This window comes from Streptomyces sp. RGM 3693 (genome assembly GCF_050471125.1).
Classification (GTDB): Bacteria; Actinomycetota; Actinomycetes; order Streptomycetales; family Streptomycetaceae; genus Streptomyces.
Genome location: NZ_JBMPPQ010000001.1, coordinates 1181008 through 1202479 on the forward strand (window position 1 = coordinate 1181008; position 21472 = coordinate 1202479).

General features: G+C 72.5%; 18 protein-coding genes and 1 riboswitch. Of the genes, 12 read left to right on the forward strand and 6 right to left on the reverse strand.

The features are described from left to right. The first annotated feature begins 30 nt into the window (after positions 1 to 30). The 3 genes from ACO0M4_RS04980 (at position 31) to ACO0M4_RS04990 (ending at position 3642) form a co-directional block, all read left to right on the forward strand. Entirely contained in the window at positions 31 to 1413 is a 1383-nt protein-coding gene (locus ACO0M4_RS04980; RefSeq protein ID WP_430371247.1) for a M16 family metallopeptidase, read from the forward strand. 309 nt (positions 1414 to 1722) lie between these two features. Next, positions 1723 to 1879: riboswitch (cyclic di-AMP (ydaO/yuaA leader) on the forward strand. A gap of 12 nt (positions 1880 to 1891) precedes the next feature. After that, positions 1892 to 2671, forward strand: a complete 780-nt coding sequence (locus ACO0M4_RS04985) for a M23 family metallopeptidase (protein WP_430368378.1) — start codon at positions 1892 to 1894, stop codon at positions 2669 to 2671. A gap of 284 nt (positions 2672 to 2955) precedes the next feature. After that, positions 2956 to 3642: a GntR family transcriptional regulator gene (locus ACO0M4_RS04990; RefSeq protein ID WP_430368379.1), complete on the forward strand. Its 687-nt coding sequence runs from the start codon at positions 2956 to 2958 to the stop codon at positions 3640 to 3642. 452 nt (positions 3643 to 4094) lie between these two features. Here ACO0M4_RS04990 and ACO0M4_RS04995 read toward each other — a convergent pair whose 3' ends face one another. After that, the gene (locus ACO0M4_RS04995) at positions 4095 to 4376 is read right to left on the reverse strand and encodes an HPr family phosphocarrier protein (RefSeq protein ID WP_390021880.1); all 282 of its coding nucleotides are present in this window, start codon (positions 4374 to 4376) and stop codon (positions 4095 to 4097) included. Between the two features lie 201 nt (positions 4377 to 4577). Here ACO0M4_RS04995 and ACO0M4_RS05000 point away from each other — a divergent pair, with 201 nt between their 5' ends. From ACO0M4_RS05000 to ACO0M4_RS05015, 4 genes are all read left to right on the forward strand, one after another. Then, positions 4578 to 7529 (forward strand): GNAT family N-acetyltransferase, encoded by a 2952-nt coding sequence (locus ACO0M4_RS05000; protein WP_430368381.1) that lies wholly within the window; start codon positions 4578 to 4580, stop codon positions 7527 to 7529. Between the two features lie 38 nt (positions 7530 to 7567). Then, positions 7568 to 8158, forward strand: a complete 591-nt coding sequence (locus ACO0M4_RS05005) for a DUF5998 family protein (RefSeq protein ID WP_100603970.1) — start codon at positions 7568 to 7570, stop codon at positions 8156 to 8158. Continuing rightward, a complete protein-coding gene (locus ACO0M4_RS05010) occupies positions 8158 to 9348 on the forward strand; it encodes an alkaline phosphatase family protein (protein ID WP_430368382.1) in 1191 nt (396 codons plus the stop codon). Before ACO0M4_RS05005 ends, ACO0M4_RS05010 begins: the two co-directional genes overlap by 1 nt. 97 nt (positions 9349 to 9445) lie before the next feature. Continuing rightward, the gene (locus ACO0M4_RS05015) at positions 9446 to 10117 is read left to right on the forward strand and encodes a thymidine kinase (protein WP_430368383.1); all 672 of its coding nucleotides are present in this window, start codon (positions 9446 to 9448) and stop codon (positions 10115 to 10117) included. A gap of 31 nt (positions 10118 to 10148) precedes the next feature. Here the strand turns inward: ACO0M4_RS05015 and ACO0M4_RS05020 are convergent, their stop codons facing one another. Beyond that, a complete protein-coding gene (locus tag ACO0M4_RS05020) occupies positions 10149 to 10922 on the reverse strand; it encodes a VOC family protein (protein ID WP_430368384.1) in 774 nt (257 codons plus the stop codon). Between the two features lie 248 nt (positions 10923 to 11170). Here ACO0M4_RS05020 and ACO0M4_RS05025 point away from each other — a divergent pair, with 248 nt between their 5' ends. Further along, entirely contained in the window at positions 11171 to 12010 is an 840-nt protein-coding gene (locus ACO0M4_RS05025) for a sulfurtransferase (protein WP_430368386.1), read from the forward strand. A gap of 110 nt (positions 12011 to 12120) precedes the next feature. Here the strand turns inward: ACO0M4_RS05025 and sepH are convergent, their stop codons facing one another. Beyond that, positions 12121 to 13167 (reverse strand): septation protein SepH, encoded by a 1047-nt coding sequence (gene sepH, locus ACO0M4_RS05030; RefSeq protein WP_430368387.1) that lies wholly within the window; start codon positions 13165 to 13167, stop codon positions 12121 to 12123. Between the two features lie 496 nt (positions 13168 to 13663). On the opposite strand from sepH, the gene ACO0M4_RS05035 reads away from it, so the two are divergent. Then, entirely contained in the window at positions 13664 to 14800 is a 1137-nt protein-coding gene (locus ACO0M4_RS05035; RefSeq protein WP_430368389.1) for a hypothetical protein, read from the forward strand. A gap of 124 nt (positions 14801 to 14924) precedes the next feature. On the opposite strand, the gene ACO0M4_RS05040 is transcribed toward ACO0M4_RS05035, so the two are convergent. Together ACO0M4_RS05040 and ACO0M4_RS05045 are read right to left on the reverse strand one after the other, a co-directional pair. Further along, the gene (locus tag ACO0M4_RS05040) at positions 14925 to 16265 is read right to left on the reverse strand and encodes a D-arabinono-1,4-lactone oxidase (protein ID WP_430368391.1); all 1341 of its coding nucleotides are present in this window, start codon (positions 16263 to 16265) and stop codon (positions 14925 to 14927) included. Positions 16266 to 16739: 474 nt separating this feature from the next. After that, a complete protein-coding gene (locus tag ACO0M4_RS05045; RefSeq protein WP_430368392.1) occupies positions 16740 to 18026 on the reverse strand; it encodes an MFS transporter in 1287 nt (428 codons plus the stop codon). Between the two features lie 163 nt (positions 18027 to 18189). On the opposite strand from ACO0M4_RS05045, the gene ACO0M4_RS05050 reads away from it, so the two are divergent. Both ACO0M4_RS05050 and ACO0M4_RS05055 read left to right on the forward strand, forming a co-directional pair. Further along, on the forward strand, positions 18190 to 19344 hold the full coding sequence (locus tag ACO0M4_RS05050; RefSeq protein WP_430368393.1) for a ferrochelatase: 1155 nt from the start codon (positions 18190 to 18192) through the stop codon (positions 19342 to 19344). 53 nt (positions 19345 to 19397) lie between these two features. Next, the gene (locus ACO0M4_RS05055) at positions 19398 to 20228 is read left to right on the forward strand and encodes an inositol monophosphatase family protein (RefSeq protein ID WP_430368394.1); all 831 of its coding nucleotides are present in this window, start codon (positions 19398 to 19400) and stop codon (positions 20226 to 20228) included. Between the two features lie 95 nt (positions 20229 to 20323). Here ACO0M4_RS05055 and ACO0M4_RS05060 read toward each other — a convergent pair whose 3' ends face one another. Continuing rightward, positions 20324 to 20494: a hypothetical protein gene (locus tag ACO0M4_RS05060; protein WP_180985689.1), complete on the reverse strand. Its 171-nt coding sequence runs from the start codon at positions 20492 to 20494 to the stop codon at positions 20324 to 20326. Positions 20495 to 20814: 320 nt separating this feature from the next. Between ACO0M4_RS05060 and ACO0M4_RS05065 the strand changes: the two genes are divergently transcribed. Then, positions 20815 to 21468: a response regulator transcription factor gene (locus tag ACO0M4_RS05065; protein WP_016576171.1), complete on the forward strand. Its 654-nt coding sequence runs from the start codon at positions 20815 to 20817 to the stop codon at positions 21466 to 21468. Positions 21469 to 21472: the final 4 nt, after the last annotated feature.

The window sequence follows — 21472 nt, forward strand, 5'->3', positions numbered from 1 at the left end:
ACCACCCCCGCAGACGCCCCCGTGAGCACCATGGAGTTCCACCCGCAGCCGCGCGGCGGCGCCCCCAAGCCGTGGGCCTTCCCCGCGCCCGAGCGCAGCCAGCTGCCCAATGGGCTGACCCTCCTGACCAGCCACCGCCCCGGCCAGCAGGTCGTCGCCGTGGAGATCAACCTCGTCGCCCCTCTGGAGTCCGAGCCCGAGGGCCTCGACGGCGTCGCCACGATCATGGCCCGTGCCCTGTCCGAGGGCACTGACAAACACACCGCCGAGGAGTTCGCCGCCGAGCTGGAGCGCTGCGGCGCCACTCTGGACGCGCACGCCGACCACCCCGGCGTACGGGTCTCGCTGGAGGTCCCGGCCTCCCGGCTGCCGCGCGCCCTCGGTCTGCTCGCCGACGCGCTGCGCGCCCCCGCCTTCCCGGACAGTGAGGTCGAGCGACTGGTCCGCAACCGCCTCGACGAGATCCCGCACGAGTTGGCCAACCCGGCCCGGCGCGCCGCGATGGCGCTGTCCAAGGAGCTCTTCCCGGTCACCTCCCGGATGTCCCGGCCCCGGCAGGGCACCGAGGAGACCGTCGCGCGGATCGACGCGGCCGCCGTCCGCGCCTTCTACGACACGCACATCCGGCCTGCCACGGGCACCGCCGTCGTCGTCGGTGACTTCACCGGCGTCGACCTGGGCGCGGCGCTGGCCGACACCCTGGGCGCCTGGACGGGCTCCGTCGTCGAGCCGCCGAAGCCGTCCCCGGTCGTCGCCGACGACACCGGCCGTGTGGTGATCGTCGACCGTCCCGGCGCCGTCCAGACACAGCTGCTCATCGGCCGGATCGGCGCCGACCGGCACGACCAGGTGTGGCCCGCCCAGGTGCTCGGCACGTACTGCCTCGGCGGCACCCTCACGTCCCGTCTGGACCGGGTGCTGCGCGAGGAGAAGGGCTACACCTACGGGGTGCGCTCCTTCGGGCAGGTCCTGCGCTCGTCCGCGCCGTCCTCCCCGGAGGGGGCGACCGGCGCCGCCCTGCTCGCCATCAGCGGGTCGGTGGACACCGCGTCCACCGGGCCGGCCCTCCAGGACCTGTGGACGGTGCTGCGCACCCTGGCGGCAGAGGGGCTGACGGACGCCGAGCGCGACGTCGCGGTGCAGAACCTCGTCGGCGTCGCGCCGCTGAAGTACGAGACCGCCGCCGCCGTCGCCGGGACGCTGGCCGACCAGGTGGAGCAGCAGCTCCCGGACGACTACCAGGCGCAGTTGTATGTCCGGCTCGCGGAGACCGGCACGGTCGAGGCGACCGCGGCGGTCGTCAGCGCCTTCCCGGTGGACCGGTTGGTGACGGTCCTGGTGGGTGACGCGGCGCAGATCGCCGAGCCCGTCAAGGCGCTGGGCATCGGCGAGGTGACGGTCGTCAGCGGCTGACCCGTCCACGTGACGTCCAGTCACCCGACGGTTCGTCACTTATTGACGCGTGTCGACAAAGCGGCTCCCGTGGCGGTCACTTGCCACGGGAGCCGCTTTGCGTGCCCGTCCGGTCGGCTGCGTGCCGGGAGTGCGGGACTCCGTGGTGTCGCGTCCGGCGGGCGGCTGGTGCTGCCCGCCCGGTTGCGTCGGTTGCCCGATTCGCGTGTGGCGTACCGCACAAAAGTCCGGTTCTGTTTGCCGATTGAAAGTTGTCCCGTTTAGCGTCGGTCCGGCTGTTCGTCACAAGTCCGCCACAACAGTGGCACCGGACAGTCATCGCCGAGTCCCCGTACGGCGCGAGCCAGGGGAGCCGGGGACCCACCCGTCCCTTGGGGTGAATCGGACCCCTCTCCGGAGGAGTCCGTAGGAGACCTTCCTGCTCCGAACCCGTCAGCTAACCCGGTAGGCGAGAGGGAAGGAAAGGACCAGCCAGTACATGGCGTTCACCCGTGCCACCGGGAAGCACCGCCGTGCGAGCCGCACCGCTCGTACCACCCGTAACCTCGCCGGCATAGCCACCCTCGCGGCCTCTGGTGTCGTCGCCTCCGTGGCGTCGCCCGCGCTGGCCGCCACGGGCGAGTCGGCCCCCCACGACACCGGTCTCCAGCAGTCCGTCGTGATGGGTGACGAGCTCGCCGTCCGGATCGAGGCCCAGGCCGACGCGCAGCAGGCGGCCGCCGAGGCCACCGCGGCCCGGGCGAAGGCCGAGGCCGAGGCCGTCCGGCTGGCCGAGGTGGCGAAGAAGAGGGCCGACGAGGAACGCGCGGCCAAGGTGCGCGCCGCCCGCGAGGCCGAGCGCAAGCGCCTCAACACCTTCGTCGCGCCCGTGACCGGTTCCTACGTCTCCACCGGGTACAAGGCGTCCAGCGGCCTGTGGTCCTCGGGCAGCCACACCGGTATCGACTTCCACGCCGCCTCCGGTACGCCCGTCCACGCCGTGGGCTCGGGCACCGTCGTCGAGGCCGGCTGGGGCGGTGCGTACGGCAACAACATCGTGATCCGGATGAACGACGGTACGTACACCCAATACGGTCACCTTTCGTCTTTCGGGGTGACGGTCGGCCAGACGGTCACCCCGGGCCAGCAGATCGCCCTCTCGGGCAACACCGGCAACACCACGGGACCGCACCTCCACTTCGAGGCCCGGACGGGCCCCGACTACGGCTCGGACATCGACCCGGTCGCTTACCTCCGCGCGCACGGCGTCACCGTCTGACCTGACCGCGATCTCTCCGCCGCAGTACCGTCCCCCGGAACCCCGGCCCGCCACCCCTGGCGCGCCGGGGTTCTGCTGTCCCTATAGGGCCGCCGGTGTCTTCCCGAGGGCATCGGCTTCTCCCCAAGGCCATCGGCGTACCGCCCCACGGTTCCCCTGCCCACCGGCCGAAAAGCGCCGATGAATTCACGACGTCCCGAGGGAAAGTCCGTCCCGGTCGAATAGAGTCGGGGAAAGTCGCCGAGCGGCGACGTTTTCCGGGGATTACGGCGGAGGCACGGACGATGCGAGGTCACATTTCCGCGCACGCGGTGTGTACAGCGATTCGCGACGATATTGTGTCGGGTGTGCTCACGCCGGGAAGCCGGCTGATCGAGGACATTCTCGCCGCGCGGTACGGCGTCTCCCGGGTCCCGGTGCGGGAAGCGCTGCGCACCCTCCAGTCCGAGGGATTCGTGACCACCCGGCACCACGCGGGCGCCTGCGTCGCCGAACTCACCGAACAGGAGGCCGCCGACCTCCTCGACGTCCGCGCCCTCCTGGAGCCGCTGGGCGCCGCCCGTGCGGCCGCCCGCCGCAGCTCCGCCCACCTGAAGGTGTTGCGCGGCCTGGTGCGGCTCGGCCGGGAACGGGCCCGCCACGGCCACCCCGCGGACCTGCGTCAACTGGATGCCTGGTTCCACGAAACGCTCGCCCAGGCGACCGGCAGCCCCAGCCTCACGGCGCTCCTCACCCAGCTGCGGCGCAAGATCGAGTGGGTGTACGTCGTGGAGCCGCCGGCCCGCCCCGCCGATTCGTGGGACGAACACGGCGCCGTACTTGACGCGGTGGCCCGTGGTGACGCGGAACGGGCGCGCGCCCTCATGGCGGCGCACGTCGAGCGGTCGCTGCCCGTGTACCAGCTGCGGCGTGCCGCTCCTGCTGTGAGGGAGGTGAAACGGCCCGTCAACACGGCACGCGCCCGCGCTTAACAATCACCCCGTATACAAAGAGGAGGCGTAGGGGAATTGTTGGTGAGCGGAAGGAATGGCGAGGACGGTGGGAGGGCGAGGCTTGGCGTTCGCGCTCCGTTTCCGGAATCCTGGCGCGATAAATTCACCGGAGAAGGATTCCGGTCGGGGCGATATCCGGGCGAGAGGGAATTCTCGGAGGCGAAAGAGGGCAAGGGGAAATTTTCCGGGCGCGGCTGACCAGAGGTCGCGCGCTATGCCCCGGCGCCCTTTTCTGCGCACTTCCGGATGTCGGTGTGACGCAGGCTCGGGAGATCGCTGCCCGTGACGCCACCGGCGATGGTCCGCGGAGCCAAGGCTCCCGCGATGCCTCCGCAACGAAACGACCCCGCCGCAGCAGCCGGATGTCCCGGTCACCGCGGCAGGGCCGCATCAGGAGAAGTAGTGGACGGGGCGCGCGGCCCCGGCGCTCCTCAGACGGTCTCGGGGAGCTCCTCAAGGCCCTCCGCGACCAGCTTCGCCAGGCGTTCGAGCGCAGCCTCGGCACCCTCAGCGTCGGAGGCCAGCACGATCTCCTCGCCACCCTGGGCGCCCAGGCCCAGGACCGCGAGCATGGACGCGGCGTTGACGGGGTTGCCGCCGGCCTTGGAGATCGTTATCGGGACACCGGAGGCGGTGGCCGCTCGGACGAAGATCGACGCGGGGCGGGCGTGCAGGCCCTCGGCCCAACCGACATTGACGCGACGCTCAGCCATGGTGTTGCCCTTCAAAGTCGTGACTGTTGTCTAGACCATTCTTGCACGCTGTCAGGAGTGGTCCCGAAGCCCTTCGTCCCGGCATTCCGTCCGGGCTTCCGGGCCCCCCTTCCAGGTCCTTGGCCTCGCCGCGGCGAGGCCGGGAAAAACGAGGGTACGCACGTCGAGCCCGTTGTCAGTGCCCCGCCGTACGCTGTCCGCATGCAGACGCCGCCGGATCACGCCTACCCGACCCACTGGGAAGCCGACGTGGTGCTGCGCGACGGCGGTACGGCCCGCATCCGGCCCATCACGCCCGCCGACGCCGAGCGACTGGTCTCCTTCTACGAGCAGGTCTCGGACGAATCGAAGTACTACCGCTTCTTCGCGCCGTATCCGCGCCTGTCCGACCGTGACGTCCACCGGTTCACCCACCACGACTACGTCGACCGGGTCGGCCTGGCCGCCACGGTGGGCGGCGAATTCATCGCCACCGTCCGCTACGACCGGATCGACGAGCGGGGACTGCCCGCCAAGCGCCCCGAGGACGACCAGGCCGAGGTCGCCTTCCTCGTCCAGGACGCCCATCAGGGCCGCGGCGTCGCCTCCGCCCTCCTGGAGCACATCGCCGCCGTCGCCCGCGAGCGCGGCATCCGCCGGTTCGCCGCCGAGGTCCTGCCCGCCAACACCAAGATGATCAAGGTGTTCACGGACGCCGGCTACACCCAGAAGCGCACCTTCGAGGACGGCGTCGTCCGCCTGGAGTTCGACCTCGAACCGACCGAGCAGTCCATGGCCGTGATGCGCGGCCGCGAGCAGCGCGCGGAGGCCCGCTCCGTCCAACGCCTGCTCGCCCCGGGCTCGATCGCCGTCATCGGCACCGGCCGCGCCCTCGGCGGCGTAGGCCGCACGGCCCTGCGCAACATCCTCGACGCCGGCTTCACCGGCCGGGTGCACGCCGTCAACCACGCCTTCCCCGAGGACCTGCGGCGTCTGGAGCCCGAGGGCGTCCCCGTCGCCCGTTCCTTGCGCGAGATCCCCGAGCCGGTCGACCTGGCAGTGATCGCCGTCCCCCCGGCCGGCGTGCCCGACGTCGTCCGCGACTGCGGCGAACACGGCGTCCAAGGGGTGCTGGTCCTCTCCTCCGGTTACGCCGAGGCCGGCACCGACGGCCGCGAGCGACAGCGCGCCCTGCTCCGCCAAGCCCGCTCCTACGGCATGCGCCTGATCGGGCCCAACGCCTTCGGGCTGATCAACACCACTCCCGACGCCCGGCTGAACGCCTCCCTCGCTCCCCAGATGCCCGGCGCCGGCCGGATCGGCCTGTTCACCCAGTCCGGAGCGATCGGCATCGCACTGCTCAGCGGACTGCACGAGCGCGGCCCCGGCGACGGCGGCATCGCCGGCATCTCCACCTTCGTCTCCGCCGGCAACCGCGCCGACGTCTCCGGCAACGACCTCCTCCAGTACTGGTACGACGACCCGCACACCGACGTCGCGATCCTCTACCTGGAGTCCATCGGCAACCCCCGGAAATTCGCCCGGCTGGCCCGCCGCACCGCCGCCGTGAAACCCGTGGTGGTCGCCAAGGGGGCCCGGCACCACGGCACCGCCCCCCTGGGCCACGCCGTCCCCACCGTCCGGGTCCCCGACAGCACCGTCGCCGCCCTGATGCGCCAGGCCGGCGTGATCCGCGTCGACACCGTCACCGAACTCATCGACGCCGGGCTGGTGCTGGCCTCCCAGCCGCTACCGGCCGGCCCGCGCGTCGCCATCCTGGGCAACTCCGAATCGTTGGCCCTGCTGGCCTACGACGCCTGCCTCACCGAAGGACTGCGCCCGCAGCGCCCCCACGTACTGCCCTCCGCGGCGATCCCCGAGGACTTCCGCGCCGCGCTCGCCGCCGCGCTCGCCGGGCCCGGCTGCGACGCCGTCGTCGTCACCGCCATCCCGTGGGTGGCCGAGGAGGACGCCGCCGTCCCGGGGGAGAGTGAGGGCGCCGCGCTCGCCGACGCCCTGCGCGCCGCGGCCGCCGCCGACCCGGGCAAGCCGGTCACCGTCGTCCACCTGGCGATGGACGACCTGGCCGCGACGCTCGCGGCCCCACCGGAGCCCTACGACCCGCACGCGCCCCACGAACCGGCCGCCCAGCCCCAGAGCTCCCCCGAAGCCCAGGGCAGGCCCATCGCCCCGCCCCGGCCGCCGCACCCCCCGGGCCCGCCCCGCCCCCCGGCCCCCGCGCACGCCCCGGACCGGGCGCCCGCCCCCGAGGCCCCGGCCCACCCCCGTCCCGTCCACATCCCCGCCTACCCGGCCGCCGAGCGTGCCGTCCGCGCCCTCGCCGAGGCTGTCCGCTACGCAGCGTGGCGCCGAGCGGCCACCGAACCAGGCCGGGTGCCCGAATACGACGACATCCAGGAGGCGGCGGCCGGCGCCGACATCGAGCAGCTGCTCGACCGGCTCACCACGGACGTCGCCCCCGGCCGCTCCGTCGCGCTGCCCCCCGCCGACGCCGAGGCCCTGCTGGCCCGCTACGGCATCCACCCCCGCCCCACCCTCCCGGCCCCCGACCCGGACGCCGCCGTCCGCGCCGCCGCCCGCCTCGGCTACCCGGTCGCCCTCAAGACCACCGCCCCCCACCTGCGGCACCGCGCCGACCTCGGCGGCGTCCGCCTCGACATCGCCGGCGAGGTCGAACTCCGCCGCACCTACGCCGAATTGACCGACTTCCTGGGTTCCCCCGAAGAGCTGCGGCCGGTCGTCCAGGCGATGGTGCCGCGCGGCGTCGACACCGTCGTCCGCGCCGCCATCGACCCCGCCGCCGGCGCGGTCCTCTCCTTCGGGCTGGCCGGCGCGCCCTCCCAGCTGCTCGGCGACATCGCCCACCGTCTGATTCCGGCCACCGATCGCGAGGTCAACGAGCAGATCCGGTCGATCCGCAGCGCCCCCCTGCTGTTCGGCTGGCGCGGCTCCCAGCCCGTGGACACCGCCGCCCTGGAGGAACTACTGCTACGGGTCTCCCGGCTCGTCGACGACCACCCGGAGGTGGTCGCCGTCGACCTCGAACCCGTCGTCGTCGCCCCGCACGGCCTGGCCGTCCTGGGCGCCTCCGTCCGGCTCGCCAGACCGCCCGCTACCACTGACCTCGGGCCCCGTCGGCTGCCCGTCTACTGAGGCTCTCGCGCCCCGGTACGCCCCGTAAGATGGACCCCATGGCTAAGACCGGTACGACGACCCAGGGGCTGCGCGCGGCGATCGAGCGCAGTGGCTATTACCCGACGCTCGTGGCCGAGGCGGTGCAGGCTGCGGTCGGCGGTGAGCCGGTGGTGTCGTACCTCGTCCACCAGGAGACGACCTTCGATGCCAACGAGGTCCGCCGCCACGTCACGGTCCTGGTCCTGACCGGCACCCGCTTCATCGTCAGCCACACCGACGAGCAGGCCGCCGACGCCACCTCCCCGTCCCCCTACGCCACCACCTCCACGGAATCCGTCAAGCTCGGCCGGATCTCGTCCGTGGTGCTCAGCCGCGTCGTCGCCAACCCCGAGTCCTACACCCCCGGCCAGCTTCCCCGCGAGGTCGTCCTCACCATCGGCTGGGGCGCGGTGGCCCGCCTCGACCTGGAGCCGGCCAGCTGCGGCGACCCCAACTGCGACGCGGACCACGGCTACACCGGTTCGTCCACCGCCGACGACCTCTCCCTCCGGGTCAGCGAGGCCGGCGACGGCCCCGACTCGGTGCGCGAGACGCTCACCTTCGCCCAGGCGCTCTCCGAGGCCACCGCGGCCACCAGCACCCGCTGATGGCCTACACCGCCCCCGCCTGGCCGGAACCAGAACCGCTCGACCCGCTCACCGCCCCGGTGCCCCGTTACGGCACCGGCTCCCTCGCCGACCTGCTGCCCGCCATCGCCGCGGGCCAGGGCCTGCCCGGTGTCACCACCGGCATGGAGCTGGCCCCCGCCGACCGCGCCTGTGTCTTCCTGATCGACGGGCTCGGCTGGGAACTGCTGCGCGCCCACCCGGGCGAGGCACCGTTCCTCACCTCCCTCCTGGACACCTCCTTCAACGGCACCGGCCACCCGCTCACCGCCGGCTTCCCCGCGACCACCGCCACCTCCCTCGCCTCGGTCGGCACCGGCCTGCCCCCGGGCGCCCACGGCCTGCCCGGATACACCTGCGAGGACCCGGCGACCGGCGCACTGATGAACCAGCTGCGCTGGCGCCCATGGACCGATCCGCACGTCTGGCAGCCGTACCCGACGGTCTTCCAGCTCGCCGACGCCGCCGGCATCCACACCTGCCAGGTCTCCGCACCGGACTTCGCACAGACTCCGCTCACCCGGATCGCGCTCAGTGGCGGCGCCTTCCACGGCCGTCTCTCCGGTGAGGAGCGGATGGACCTCGCGGCCGAACAACTCGCCGCCGGCGACCGCTCGCTGGTCTACACGTACTACTCCGAGGTCGACGGCAAGGGCCACCGCTACGGCGTCGACTCCGACGCGTGGCGCGGCCAACTGCTCTACGTGGACCGGCTCGCCCAGCGGCTCGCCGAACAACTCCCGCCACGCAGCGCCCTGTACATCACCGCCGACCACGGCATGATCGACATCCCCTTCGACCCTGACTCCCGGATCGACTTCGACGAGGACTGGGAACTGCGCGCCGGCGTACGCCTGTTGGGCGGCGAGGGCCGGGCCCGGCACGTGTACGCCCACCCGGGCGCCGCCACCGATGTACTCGCCGTCTGGCGTGAGGTGGTCGGCGACCAGATGTGGGTGGCCAGCCGCGAGGAGGCCATCGCCGCGGGCTGGTTCGGACCGCACGTCGACGACCGGGTCCGCGCCCGGATCGGCGACGTGGTGGCCGCCGCCCACGCCGACATGGCGATCATCGCGAGCGAACGGGAACCAGGGGAGTCGCAGATGGTCGGCCTGCACGGCTCCATGACCCCGGTGGAGCAGTTGGTACCGCTCCTCGAAGTCCGCACCTGATCCGTAGCCGCGCCCGGACCGCGCGCCCTGTATTCCCCGACGCCCCACCGACCCCCACTGTCCCTCCCGTACGAGCCCGAAAGGCCCGCTAACCCCCATGCCCGAGCTGGTGTTCTTCTCCGGAACGATGGACTGCGGAAAGTCGACACTGGCGCTGCAGATCGAGCACAACCGCTCGACCCGCGGTCTGCAGGGCATGATCTACAGCCGCGACGACCGGGCCGGACACGGCAAGCTCTCCTCCCGCCTGGGCCTGGTCACGGAGGCCGTCGAGGTGCAGGACGACCTGGACTTCTACGTCCACGTCGTCGAACACCTCAGCTCCGGCGGCCGGGTCGACTACGTCATCGTCGACGAAGCACAGTTCCTCGCCCCCGAACAGGTCGACCAGCTCGCCCGGGTCGTCGACGACCTCGACTTGGACGTCTTCGCCTTCGGCATCACCACCGACTTCCGCAGCAAGCTCTTCCCCGGCTCCCAGCGGCTGGTCGAACTCGCCGACCGCATAGAGGTGCTGAAGGTCGAGGCGCTGTGCTGGTGCGGTGCCCGGGCCACCCACAACGCCCGCACGGTCGACGGCCGGATGGTCGTCGAGGGCGCACAGGTCGTCGTCGGTGACGTGCGCAGCGACGGCGCCGACGCGGAGCGGCCGGCGGAGGTCGGCTACGAGGTGCTGTGCCGGCGCCACCACCGCCGCCGGCAGACCGCGGCGACCGCCCGCGCGGCCGCGCTCTCCCCCGACGTCCTGCCGGTCGACGCCCAGCGCTAGCCGCTCCGGTCCGCCGGGCGCGCGGGGCGCCTCAGCGCCGCTGGATGATGGTGAAGGCCGCGCCCTCGTTGTCGGCGACGGTCGCCAGCCGGCCGTGCGCCGAGTCCCGCGCCGGCCGCAGCACCTGGCCACCGAGTTCGGCGACCCGACGCGCGGCGGCGTCGGTGTCCGAGACGGCGAAGTACGTCATCCAGTGCGGACCGCGGTCGCGCGGCAGCGCGTTGCCGACGCCGTGGATGCCGGCGACCGGCTTTCCCTTGATGTGCAGCGTCAGGTAGTCGAAGTCGGCCGAGACCACAGCCTCGGACTCGAAGCCGAAGACGTGCTCGTAGAACGGGGCGACGGAGTTCGTCTCCTGGGTGACGAGTTCGTTCCACACCGGGGTGCCCGGTTCGCCGCTGACCGCGGTGCCCAACATCGCCCGGCCCTGCCAGACCCCGAAGATGGCGCCCTGCGGGTCGGAGGCGATCGCCATCCGGCCGGCGTCGTCGGCGTCGAGCGGGCCGACGCCCACCGTGCCGCCGCAGGCGCGGATCTGCTCGGCGGTCACATCCGCGTCATCGCTGGCCAGATAGGTGGTCCAGGCGACCGGCAGGTGCCGGTCGGCCGCTAGCTCACCGACCCCGGCCACTTCTAGCCCGTCGAGGAAGGCACGGGCGTACGGACCGAAATGCTGCGGTCCCGGGCGGAATTCCCAGCCGAAGAGCGCGCCGTAGAACTCCTGCGTCGCGGGCAGGCTGTGTGCCAGGAGGCTCACCCAGCAGGGCGCACCGGGCATCCGCCGGGCTGCTGCCTCGGTCGTCATCGTTACTCTCCTCGGAGCATCGGGGTGCTGGCCATGTGCGGTACGGGCGCGGGTCCCGAGCAGATGCTCGCACCCTGTCACCGGGTGTGCGCCCCGGCCGCGCCGTCCACGGCGCGTTCACGAGGGAGAATGCCCGTTTTGACGTTTCCCTTCCGTTTCGGCGGCGGGGCGACGCCCCGCAACTCCGTCATACGGAGGGTGGGCACCCGCCTTCTGTACGTAGTCACCGCTACGCAAGGATGAGTCCCATGAATGCCATCATCACCGCTACCGAACTCGCGAGCGAGTTGGCGGGCCCCGACGCTCCGCTCCTCCTGGACGTGCGCTACCAGCTCGGCGGCCCGCCCGGCCGCCCCGAGTACGAGGCCGGCCACCTGCCCGGCGCGGTCTATGTGGACCTCGACGGTGAACTGGCCGGGCCGCCCGGCCAGGCGGGCCGCCACCCGCTCCCCGACCTCGCCGCCTTCACCGCGGCGATGCAGGCCGCCGGCGTCAGCGCCGGCCGTCCGGTGGTCACCTACGACGGCGGCCAGGGCTGGGCCGCCGCCCGCGCGTGGTGGCTGCTGCGCTGGGCGGGTCACCCGGACGTGCGGGTTCTCGACGGTGGACTTGCCGCCTGGCAGGCGTCTGGCGGCGCCATGAGTATCGACAAAGTGACTTCGCAGGTGGGTGACTTCACCCCCGCACCCGGTGCGGTACCGATGCTGACCGCGGACGACGCTGCCGCACTGGCCCGCCGAGGTGTCCTCCTGGACGCGCGGGCGGGGGAGCGCTACCGAGGCGAGACCGAACCCATCGACCCGGTGGCCGGCCACATCCCCGGCGCGGTGTCCGCCCCCACGACCGAGAACGTCGCCGACGGCAGTACGTCCTTCCGCCCCGCCGCCGAACTGGCCGAGCGGTTCGCGGCGCTGGGCGCCACGGCCGACGCTGAGGTCGGCGTCTACTGCGGTTCCGGCGTCTCCGCCGCCCACCAGGTCCTCGCCCTCGCCGTCGCCGGCATCCCCGCGGCGCTGTACGTCGGCTCCTGGAGCGAATGGTGCGCGGACCCCTCCCGCCCCGTCGCCACCGGCTCACAGCCCGGCTGAGCGGCCGCTGAGGCCCGTCACGGGCCCGCACGACGACGTCCGCCCGCCCCCTGCGCGCAGGGGGCGGGCGGACGTCTCGTGCAACGGGACCGGAACCCCGTTCTTCCGGGCTATTCCGGCTTCTTCCTCCGGGTGCCGAAGACGATCTCGTCCCAGCTGGGCACCGCGGCCCGGCGCCCGGGGCGCACCCCGTCCGCCTCGGCCTGCCGGTCCGTCGTCCCGGTCAGCCGATCGCGGTGGCCGGCGACCGCCCGCGGCATCAGCACGTCGGCGTACGCGGAACCCGCGCCCGCGCTCGCCGCCGGTGCCGGCGGCTCCTCGACCTCGGCCTGCTCAGCCTCGTCCGCCTGTGGTGCTTTGGCGCTCTCCGGTACGACCATGTCGCCCCGGAAGCTGGGCACCGCCTCCAGCAGGCTGGTCAGCGAATCCCGCTCCCGCTCGCTGGTGGCTTCCTCGCTCCGCCCGTCCCGTTCCCGGTCCTCGCCGGATCGCTCGGGCATCTGCCGGTCCAGGGCGCGGTCCAGCGGCCGGTCGCGCGGCAGTCGCGCGATCCGGGGCACGAACGGGAAGCTCGGCTCGGGGGTGTCGTCGCTCTCGCCGATCAGCGCTCGCGCCTCGTCGTCCACGGCCTGCACCAGGCGGCGCGGCGGGTCGTACGTCCAGGTCGCCGACCGCGGCTCACCCGCGACCCGGTAGACGAGCAGCACCTCCCACGTGCCGTCGTCCCGACGCCAGGAGTCCCACTGCGTGCTGTCCTTGTCGGCGCCGCGCAGCAGCAACCGCTCCGCGACCGCCTCGCCCAACTGCGGGCCGGTGTTCTCGCCCGGCCGGCGTACGGGGGTCTTGCGGGCCCGCTCGGCCATGAAGGCCCGTTCGGCGAGCACTGGTCCCTCGAAGCGGCGCACTCGGTCGACGGGGATGCCGGCGAGCTGGGCGACCTCCTCGGCGGAGGCGCCGGCTCGTATCCGCGCCTGGATGTCCCGCGGGCGCAGATGGCTCTCGACCTCGATCTCGATCTGGCCCAGCCGCGCTCTGTCGTTACGGACGGCGGCGCGCAGCCGCTCGTCGATCGGAAGCGTGTACTCGGTGCTGTCCGCAGCTTTGAGCACCAGCCGTGTGCCGTCGTTGGAGACGGCCACGACACGCAGTTCGGGCATGGGGACCTCCCGGGTGGTGCCTGCCGACGTCACGTGCGTCGCTGCTTCCGCTAGTCGAGTGTGGCCTGCCCGGGTGCAGCCTGCCACAACATTGCCGAGTTGCCCGGCGTGTCGGGGCTTGGCCCAGAAACGCCGTTATGACACGGTTACCAGTTCGCAACGCTCAGTGACCATGCCGCTTGCCCTGTCACCGACCACCCGTGCCGAGCGACGGCACCCCAAGGAGGGCGTCACCTTCAGTGCCCCTCCCGCGGGTCCGGGCAGCCGGACGGGAACCGGGGCCAGGGCTCGCCACAGTACTCCATTCGGGCCACCGAAGTGGACCGCCGCGCCGCGGAAGTTCTGGGTGCGCAGTCCGGGCAAGTCACCTTGTCGATCTCTCTACCTGCAGTGAAGGTGGCGAGGTTCACAGATTCCACAGATTCGGAACTATTGACTCCGCCATTTGGTCACTTCTCCATGCAAGATGGATCGAAGGGGCGATCAAAGGTAGGAGATGGACGAAAAAACCGAAGCCGACACGAAACCGAAGAAGAAGCGGATCGACCTGAGCCTCGCCCAGGTCTCCGGCAGCGCGCTCGCCGCGGCCGTCGCCGCGTACCTCGCGGGTCAGCTCGGTGTGTACGGAACCATCATCGGCGCGGGTGTCGTCAGTGTTGTCGCCACGACCGGCGGCTCCATATTCCAACACCTGTTCCGGCGCACCGGTGAGCAGATCAAGGAAGCGGCGGTCACCACCCGGCCCAAGCCGCGCCGGGTGCCCACCACCCAATCCCAAGCCACCACCAGTACCCCGGAGCCCGCGGGCCCCACGATGGTGCTGCCCACCTTCGACAAACACGGCACGGAGGATCCGGTCACCTCCGTCGCGGCCCGCGACCGTGGGCCCGCGGTCGCCCGCACCCAGCTGATCCCGCGCGCCCAGCAGCCACCCGGCCATGACCCGGAGGCGACCCAGCTGATGGGGCGGCCGGCCGAGCGGACCATGGCCCTAGGGCGGGCGGCGCTCCGGGGTGCCGACGCGACTGCCGTACTCCCGCAGGTCGGTGCGCCCGGCACCGCGGAGCCCGGCACCACGCCGCACGTAACCGAGGAGACCAGCGCTACCTACGGCACCCGGCTGCGCGGCTGGAAGCGGCCCGCGCTCGGTGCGCTCGCCGTCTTCGTGCTCGCCATGGGAGCGGTGACCGCCACCGAGTTGCTCGTCGGCGAGACGGCGAGCGGCGTCAAGGGCACCACCGTTGGCAACCTCACCACCGGCAACGTCTCCCCGCACCGGCCCAGTACCCCGCAGACCCCGGACCCCGGCCACTCCACCGGCAACGGCAACGGCCGTGACCGCGGCTCACCGTCGCCCGACCCCAGCCCTTCCGGCAGTAGCGGCACCGACGGCACCGGCAGCGGTACCGGCCACACCGGGCAGACCCCGACGCCGACCCCGAGCGACGGCGCCACCGGCTCCCCGAGCCCGGGCGCCTCGTCGTCCCCCGACGCGTCGCCGAGCCCGTCCGCCGGCACCGACGGCGGCAAGGGCGACGGTTCCGGCTCGACCGGCGGCGGCGCCACGCCGGGGCACCAGCAGAGCGAGCAGAACCCCGGCAGCCGACAGACCCCCGACCCCAACGCCCCCTGAACCCCCTGACGAAGGATCGCCCCCTACGGGCGGACCGCCCGACCGGCGGACCACCCACGACCGCGGCCCGGTGCCCCCTACGGGACACCGGGCTGCGGCACGTCACGAAGGGGCCGACCGCCGTTCACTCACCCAGCACCTGCCGCAGGTACCCGTTCGCGAACCGGCGTTCCGGGTCCAGCCGGTCGCGCAGCGCCGTGAACTCACCGAACCGCGGATAGACCTCCGCGAGGTACTCCGCGTCGCGGGTGTGCAGCTTCCCCCAATGCGGTCGACCCTCATGGGCCGTCATGATCCGCTCGGCGGCACCGAAATACGCCTGATGAGGCGTCCCGCGGTACATGTGCACCGCGACGTACACGGTGTCCCGGCCCGACGCCGTGGACAGTGCGATGTCATCGGCCGGCGCGGTCCGCACCTCCACCGGGAAACTGATCTTGAAGTCCGACCGCTCCACCAGCGCCTTCAACGCACCCAGCGCCTCGACCGCCGCCGCCCTCGGCAGCGCGTACTCCATCTCCACGAACCGCACCCGCCGCGGCGAGGTGAACACCTTGTAGGGGATGTCGGTGTATGTACGGGCCGACAGCGCCCGGCTGGAGATCTTCGCGATGCCCGGTATCGCGGCCGGCACCGCCCGGCCGACCGCACAGGCCACCTGGAACACCCCGTTGGACAGCAACTCGTCCTCGATCCAGCCGCTCACCCTCCCAGGTGGCGCGGCCGGACCCTGGCTACGGTTGTTGCGCTTGGTGCTGCAGTTGCCGGTGTGCGGGAACCAGTAGAACTCGAAGTGCTCGTTCTCGGCGACGAGTTCGTCGAAGCGGGCGGTCACCTCGTCGAACGGCATCGGCTCCTCGCGGGCGGTCAGCAGGAACTCCGGCTCCACCGCGAGCGTCAGCTCGCTGACCACGCCCAGCGCGCCCAGACCCAGCCGCGCCCCGGCGAACACCTCAGGGTTCTCTTCGGCGGAACAGTGCAGCACCGAACCGTCGGCGGTGACCAGTTCCAGGGCGGTGATCTGCGCGGCGATCGACGCGGAGTCCCGGCCGGTGCCGTGGGTGCCGGTGCTGGTGGCCCCCGAGATGGTCTGCTCCATGATGTCGCCCATGTTGGTCAGCGACAGACCGTGCGCGGACAGCGCCTGGTTGAGGTGCTTGAGCGGGGTGCCGGCGGCCACCGTGACCGTCCCCGCCGCACGGTCGATCCGGCGGATCCCGGTCAGGCGCTCGGGGCGGATCAGCACGCCGTCGGTGGCGGCGGCTGGGGTGAACGAGTGTCCGGTGCCGGCCGCCTTGACCGACAAGCCGTCCGTCGCGGCGGCTCGGATGGCGGCCGCCAGTTCCTCGGTGCTCGCCGGCGCCACGGTCCGTGTGGGGCGGGCGGTCACATTGCCCGCCCAGTTGCGCCAGGGCCCTCCCGAGTCGCGCCCTCCTGAGCCGCCGATGACGTCGGTGACTGCCATGGTGACGATGCCTCCCCTCCGCGCGAGCCGGCCGTGTTCGGCCGCCGTTGGTCAGCGCATGATGCCAGTCGCCGGTGCCACTTCCGGGAGGGGTGACTGGAATCACACCGCCGAGAAAACGGGCGTAATCGGAGGGCTCCCGGACATGTCGTACCGCCGGTAACAGGGGAATGTCGAGGAGTCGCACCGGCCGCCCACCCACCGGGCGCAAGCGCGGGGAGGCCAGCCGAGCTCGGAGTCAACCGAGTGCACGCGAAGTCACCCGCAGCGGTGGCGTGTTGGGGGCGGCCCGAGTGATGGTGCAGAGAGGAGCGGCGGCTGTACCGGTGAGGTATACGGGACCGACGGTTGTGGTGATGGTGCAGAGAGGAGAGCCCCCTCCACGAGTTACGGACACGGACACGGCAACGGCGCGGACCGCGTGACCCATGGGTGCCGCCCGCCCGTCCGCGCCGTGCCCGTACGTTCCCCGGGTCAGCCCGTCCGCGTCCCGTCGTGGCGTTCTACGAGCGGGGGTTCCGCCGGAGCCGGGATGCCGCCGGCCGCGGGGGAGGACGGAGCCAACACGCCCCGCGGACGGAGCCAGCGGTAGCCGGCGAGCGCCACCAGCGCGGCCAGGACACCCGCGGCGAGCGGCACCAGATAGCCCCGAGCGGCACCCGCCGCGTCCACCACCCAGCCGGCCGCCGACGAGCCGAGCGCCACCCCCACCGCGAGGCCGGTGCTCGTCCACGTCATGCCCTCGGTCAGCTGCGTCCGCGGCACATGCTCCTCGACCAGCGCCATCGTCGTGACCATCGTCGGCGCGATCGACAGCCCGGCGAGGAACAGCGCAACGGCCAGCAGCACCAGCGAACCGCTCAGCGACGCCGCCACCTGGAGCGGCACCATGCTCACCGCCATCGCGGCCACCCCCACCAGCCACCGACGGGACGGCGGCCCCGCCAGGTGCAGCAGCCCGAACACCGCGCCGGCCACACACGACCCCAACGCGTACACCGCCAACACCAGGCTCGCCGCGGCCTTGTGACCGGCCTCCTGCGCGAACGCCACGGTCACCACGTCGATCGCCCCGAAGATCGCGCCGGTCGCCACGAACGTCGCCACCAACACCCGCAGCCCCGCCGACCGCAACGCCGACCCCTTGGCGTGCTGCTCACGCGGATGCGGCACCGGCTCCGTCGCGCGCTGCGCGGTCAGCCACAACACCCCCACCGCCAGGAACACCCCGGCCAGCAACGGCCCGGACTCCGGGAACCACGCCGTCGACAGCCCGATCGACAGGATCGGGCCGACGATGAAGCACATCTCGTCGACGATCGACTCCCACGAGTACGCGGTGTGCAACTCGCGCGGCGAGCCCCGGTACAGCTCCGCCCATCGCGCACGCACCATCGAGCCCACGCTCGGCACGCAGCCCGCACACGCCGCGAAGGCGAACAGCGTCCAGTCCGGCCACCGCTGCTGCGCACTCAGCAGCAGCCCGGCGACCGCCGCCAGCGCCGCCAGCGTCGCCGGACGCAGCACCCGGCGCTGGCCGTGCCGGTCCACCAAGCGGGAGATCAGCGGCCCGAGGACCGCCGCGGACAGCGCGAGCGTCGCGGACAACGCCCCCGCCAGTCCGTACCGACCGGTCAGCTGGGACACCATCGTGACGATGCCGATGCCCATCATCGACAGCGGCATCCGCCCCAGCAGCCCCGCGGCGGAGAACGACTTGGTGCCGGGGCGACCGAAGATGGCGCGGTAGGGACTGGGCAACGGGGTGCTCCGCCAGGTGAGGAAGTCGGTAAGGAATGTCTATGGCCAATACAGCTTACGGCTGGCGGGGTGCTCGGCGCCTCCTGGTTTCCGCCCCGGACTCCGCCCGCCCCACCAGGGCCTGACCCCTCGCGTCCGAGCCGGGAGTGGCAGGATCGGAGGCATGCCCGAACAGTGCGATCCCCGCCCCTACGACGCCCTGCTGCTGCTGTCCTTCGGAGGCCCCGAAGGCCCCGACGACGTCGTGCCGTTCCTGGAGAACGTCACCCGCGGCCGCGGCATCCCCCGCGAGCGCCTCAAGGAGGTGGGCCAGCACTACTTCCTGTTCGGCGGCGTCAGCCCCATCAACGCCCAGAACCGCGAACTCCTCGACGCCCTCCGCAAGGACTTCGCCGATCACGGCCTCGACCTGCCCGTCTACTGGGGCAACCGCAACTGGGCGCCCTACCTGACCGACACCCTGCGCACCATGGTCACCGACGGCCACCGCCGCATCGCCGTCCTCGCCACCAGCGCCTACGCCTCGTACTCCGGCTGCCGCCAGTACCGCGAGAACCTCGCCGACGCGCTCACCACCCTCCAAGCCGAGGGCCTGCCCGCCCCCCAGGTCGACAAACTGCGCCACTACTTCAACCACCCGGGCTTCGTCCGCCCCATGGTCGACGGCGTCCTCGCCTCCCTCGCCGAACTCCCCGAGGAGACCCGCGCCGGCGCCCACATCGCCTTCACCACGCACTCCATCCCGACCGCGGCCGCCGACACCTCCGGCACCCCCGACGACCACACCGAAGACGGCACGGGCGGCGCCTACGTAGCCCAGCACCTGGACGTCGCTCAGGTCATCGCCGACGCCGTACGGGACGAGACCGGCATCGACCACCCCTGGCAGCTCGTCTACCAGTCCCGCAGCGGCGCCCCGCACATCCCCTGGCTGGAACCCGACATCTGCGACCACCTGGAGCAGCTGCACGGCGCCGGCACCCCGGCCGTCGTCATGGCCCCCATCGGCTTCGTCTCGGACCACATGGAGGTCAAGTACGACCTCGACACCGAGGCCACCGCCAAGGCCGCCGAACTCGGCCTGCCGGTCGCCCGCTCCGCCACCGTCGGCGCCGACCCCCGGTTCGCCGCCGCCGTCCGCGACCTCCTCCTGGAGCGCGCCGCCACCGAACGCGGCACCACCCCCGAACGCTGCGCACTAGGCGCACTCGGCGCCTCGCACGACCTCTGCCCCCTCGGCTGCTGCCCCACCCGGGCGCCCCGCCCGGCCGCCGCCGGCGCCGACTGGACCGGCCCCACGGCCGAGGCCCCCGCCTGACCCGCCCCGCCCGCCCGAGCCCCCGACCACCGCTCGTCCGAGCAAGGAGCACCGTGCCCGACCCGCAGCACCCCCAGCAGCCGCACACCGACCCCCTGCACGACGAACTCCTCGAACTGGCCCTGGAGGCCGCCCGCCGCGCCGCGACCCTGCTGCGCGACGGCCGCCCCGCCGACCTGGGGGTGGCCGCCACCAAGACCAGCCCCATCGACGTCGTCACCGAGATGGACCTCGCCTCCGAGAAGCTGATCATCGACTTCATCGGGGAACACCGCCCCACCGACGGCTTCCTGGGGGAGGAGGGTGCCGGCAGCCCCGGCACCAGCGGCGTGCGCTGGGTCATCGACCCCGTGGACGGCACCGTCAACTACCTCTACGGCCTGCCCTCCTGGGCCGTGTCCATCGCCGCGGAGAAAGACGGCGAGGCGGTCGTCGGCGTGGTCGCCGTCCCGATGCGCGGCGAGACCTTCCAGGCCGTCCGCGGCCGCGGCGCCCACCTCAACGGCGAACCGATCCGCCACCGGCCCGCCCCACCGCTCGCCCAGGCCCTGATCGCCACCGGCTTCGGCTACCTCACCGAGCGCCGTGCCGCCCAGGCGGAGGTCGTCCGCGCCCTGCTCCCAGAGGTCCGCGACATCCGCCGCGGCGGCTCGGCCGCCATCGACCTGTGCGACGTGGCCTGCGGCCGGCTCGACGGCTACTACGAGCGCGGCCTCAACCCCTGGGACCACGCGGCCGGCGTCCTGATTGCTGCCGAGGCCGGCGCACTCACCGGCGGCCGCCCCGGCCGGGCCGCCAGCCACGAACTGACCGTCGCCGCCTCGCCGGGCGTCTTCGCCGCCCTCCAGCCGCGGCTGGACGAACTCGGCGCCTGGCACGACTGACCCGATCCCGCGCCCACGCACCGCGTGCGGGCATGACTGCGCCCCGGCACCTTCCCCCGGTGCCGGGGCGCAGCAGCTGTCCTAAGCAGCCGGAATCAGGCGTTGACGGTGTACCGCACGCCGTGCTCGGTGGCCAGGCGCTGCAAGTCCTCAAGCTCCGCCAGCTCGACCTCGGCAAGAAGCTCGTCACCCGACTCGCGGGCCCGGACCAGATCGGCTTCGGTGTTCCGTATGCGCTGCAAAATACCTGCGGTGAACGCGTCCATGGTGCGCCCCCTCGTCGTGGGTCGGTGGCACGGGGGTGTGCCGACGGGTGGGTCGATCACGGCGTGGTCCCTGTGAGAGAAACGAAGCGTGCCAAGACGCCGATACAGGGCGTGATCGCGGGTGTGCAGTCGTCCTCCCCACAGGCACCCTCAGGGAAACCTCAACCGGCCCGGAAATCCACGCCCCCGCCGCCCCGGCCCCGGCCTTCCACCCCTCCGCACCCCCCTTACCGCCGGTTTATGACTCTTCGGGGCAGGATGGAAGGGCTCTGAACGTTGGTGTGCCCTGCTCATCGAGGGCCGTAAGGAAGGACTGCGACGTGCGTGTTCTCGTCGTCGAGGACGAGCAGCTGCTCGCCGATGCTGTGGCCACCGGACTGCGCCGGGAGGCCATGGCCGTCGACGTGGTCTACGACGGCGCCGCCGCGCTGGAACGGATCGCGGTCAACGACTACGACGTCGTCGTCCTCGACCGTGACCTCCCGCTCGTCCACGGCGACGACGTCTGCCGCAAGCTCGTCGAGCTGGGCATGCCCACCCGTGTCCTGATGCTCACCGCCTCCGGTGACGTCAGCGACCGCGTCGAGGGCCTGGAGATCGGCGCGGACGACTACCTCCCCAAGCCGTTCGCGTTCACCGAGCTGACCGCCCGGGTCCGCGCCCTGGGACGCCGCACCACTGTGGCCCTGCCGCCCGTCCTGGAGCGCGCCGGGATCAAGCTCGATCCCAACCGCCGCGAGGTCTTCCGCGACGGCCGGGAGGTCCAGCTCGCCCCCAAGGAGTTCGCGGTCCTGGAGGTCCTGATGCGCAGCGAGGGCACGGTTGTCTCGGCCGAGCAGCTCCTGGAGAAGGCTTGGGACGAGAACACCGACCCGTTCACCAACGTCGTCCGGGTCACGGTCATGACGCTGCGCCGCAAGCTCGGCGAGCCCGCGGTGATCGTCACCGTCCCCGGCTCGGGATACCGGATCTGACCGC

Excerpts from the sequence above, each read along its gene's own strand:
- sepH (WP_430368387.1), bottom strand. The coding sequence starts at position 13,167 with ATGCCCGAACTGCGTGTCGTGGCCGTCTCCAACGACGGCACACGGCTG.
- ACO0M4_RS05050 (WP_430368393.1), top strand. The coding sequence starts at position 18,190 with ATGCCCGAACAGTGCGATCCCCGCCCCTACGACGCCCTGCTGCTGCTG.
- ACO0M4_RS05010 (WP_430368382.1), top strand. The coding sequence starts at position 8,158 with ATGGCCTACACCGCCCCCGCCTGGCCGGAACCAGAACCGCTCGACCCG.
- ACO0M4_RS05015 (WP_430368383.1), top strand. The coding sequence starts at position 9,446 with ATGCCCGAGCTGGTGTTCTTCTCCGGAACGATGGACTGCGGAAAGTCG.
- ACO0M4_RS05060 (WP_180985689.1), bottom strand. The coding sequence starts at position 20,494 with ATGGACGCGTTCACCGCAGGTATTTTGCAGCGCATACGGAACACCGAA.
- ACO0M4_RS05025 (WP_430368386.1), top strand. The coding sequence starts at position 11,171 with ATGAATGCCATCATCACCGCTACCGAACTCGCGAGCGAGTTGGCGGGC.
- ACO0M4_RS05040 (WP_430368391.1), bottom strand. The coding sequence starts at position 16,265 with ATGGCAGTCACCGACGTCATCGGCGGCTCAGGAGGGCGCGACTCGGGA.
- ACO0M4_RS05000 (WP_430368381.1), top strand. The coding sequence starts at position 4,578 with ATGCAGACGCCGCCGGATCACGCCTACCCGACCCACTGGGAAGCCGAC.
- ACO0M4_RS04990 (WP_430368379.1), top strand. The coding sequence starts at position 2,956 with ATGCGAGGTCACATTTCCGCGCACGCGGTGTGTACAGCGATTCGCGAC.
- ACO0M4_RS05005 (WP_100603970.1), top strand. The coding sequence starts at position 7,568 with ATGGCTAAGACCGGTACGACGACCCAGGGGCTGCGCGCGGCGATCGAG.
- ACO0M4_RS04980 (WP_430371247.1), top strand. The coding sequence starts at position 31 with ATGGAGTTCCACCCGCAGCCGCGCGGCGGCGCCCCCAAGCCGTGGGCC.
- ACO0M4_RS04985 (WP_430368378.1), top strand. The coding sequence starts at position 1,892 with ATGGCGTTCACCCGTGCCACCGGGAAGCACCGCCGTGCGAGCCGCACC.
- ACO0M4_RS04995 (WP_390021880.1), bottom strand. The coding sequence starts at position 4,376 with ATGGCTGAGCGTCGCGTCAATGTCGGTTGGGCCGAGGGCCTGCACGCC.
- ACO0M4_RS05035 (WP_430368389.1), top strand. The coding sequence starts at position 13,664 with ATGGACGAAAAAACCGAAGCCGACACGAAACCGAAGAAGAAGCGGATC.
- ACO0M4_RS05020 (WP_430368384.1), bottom strand. The coding sequence starts at position 10,922 with ATGACGACCGAGGCAGCAGCCCGGCGGATGCCCGGTGCGCCCTGCTGG.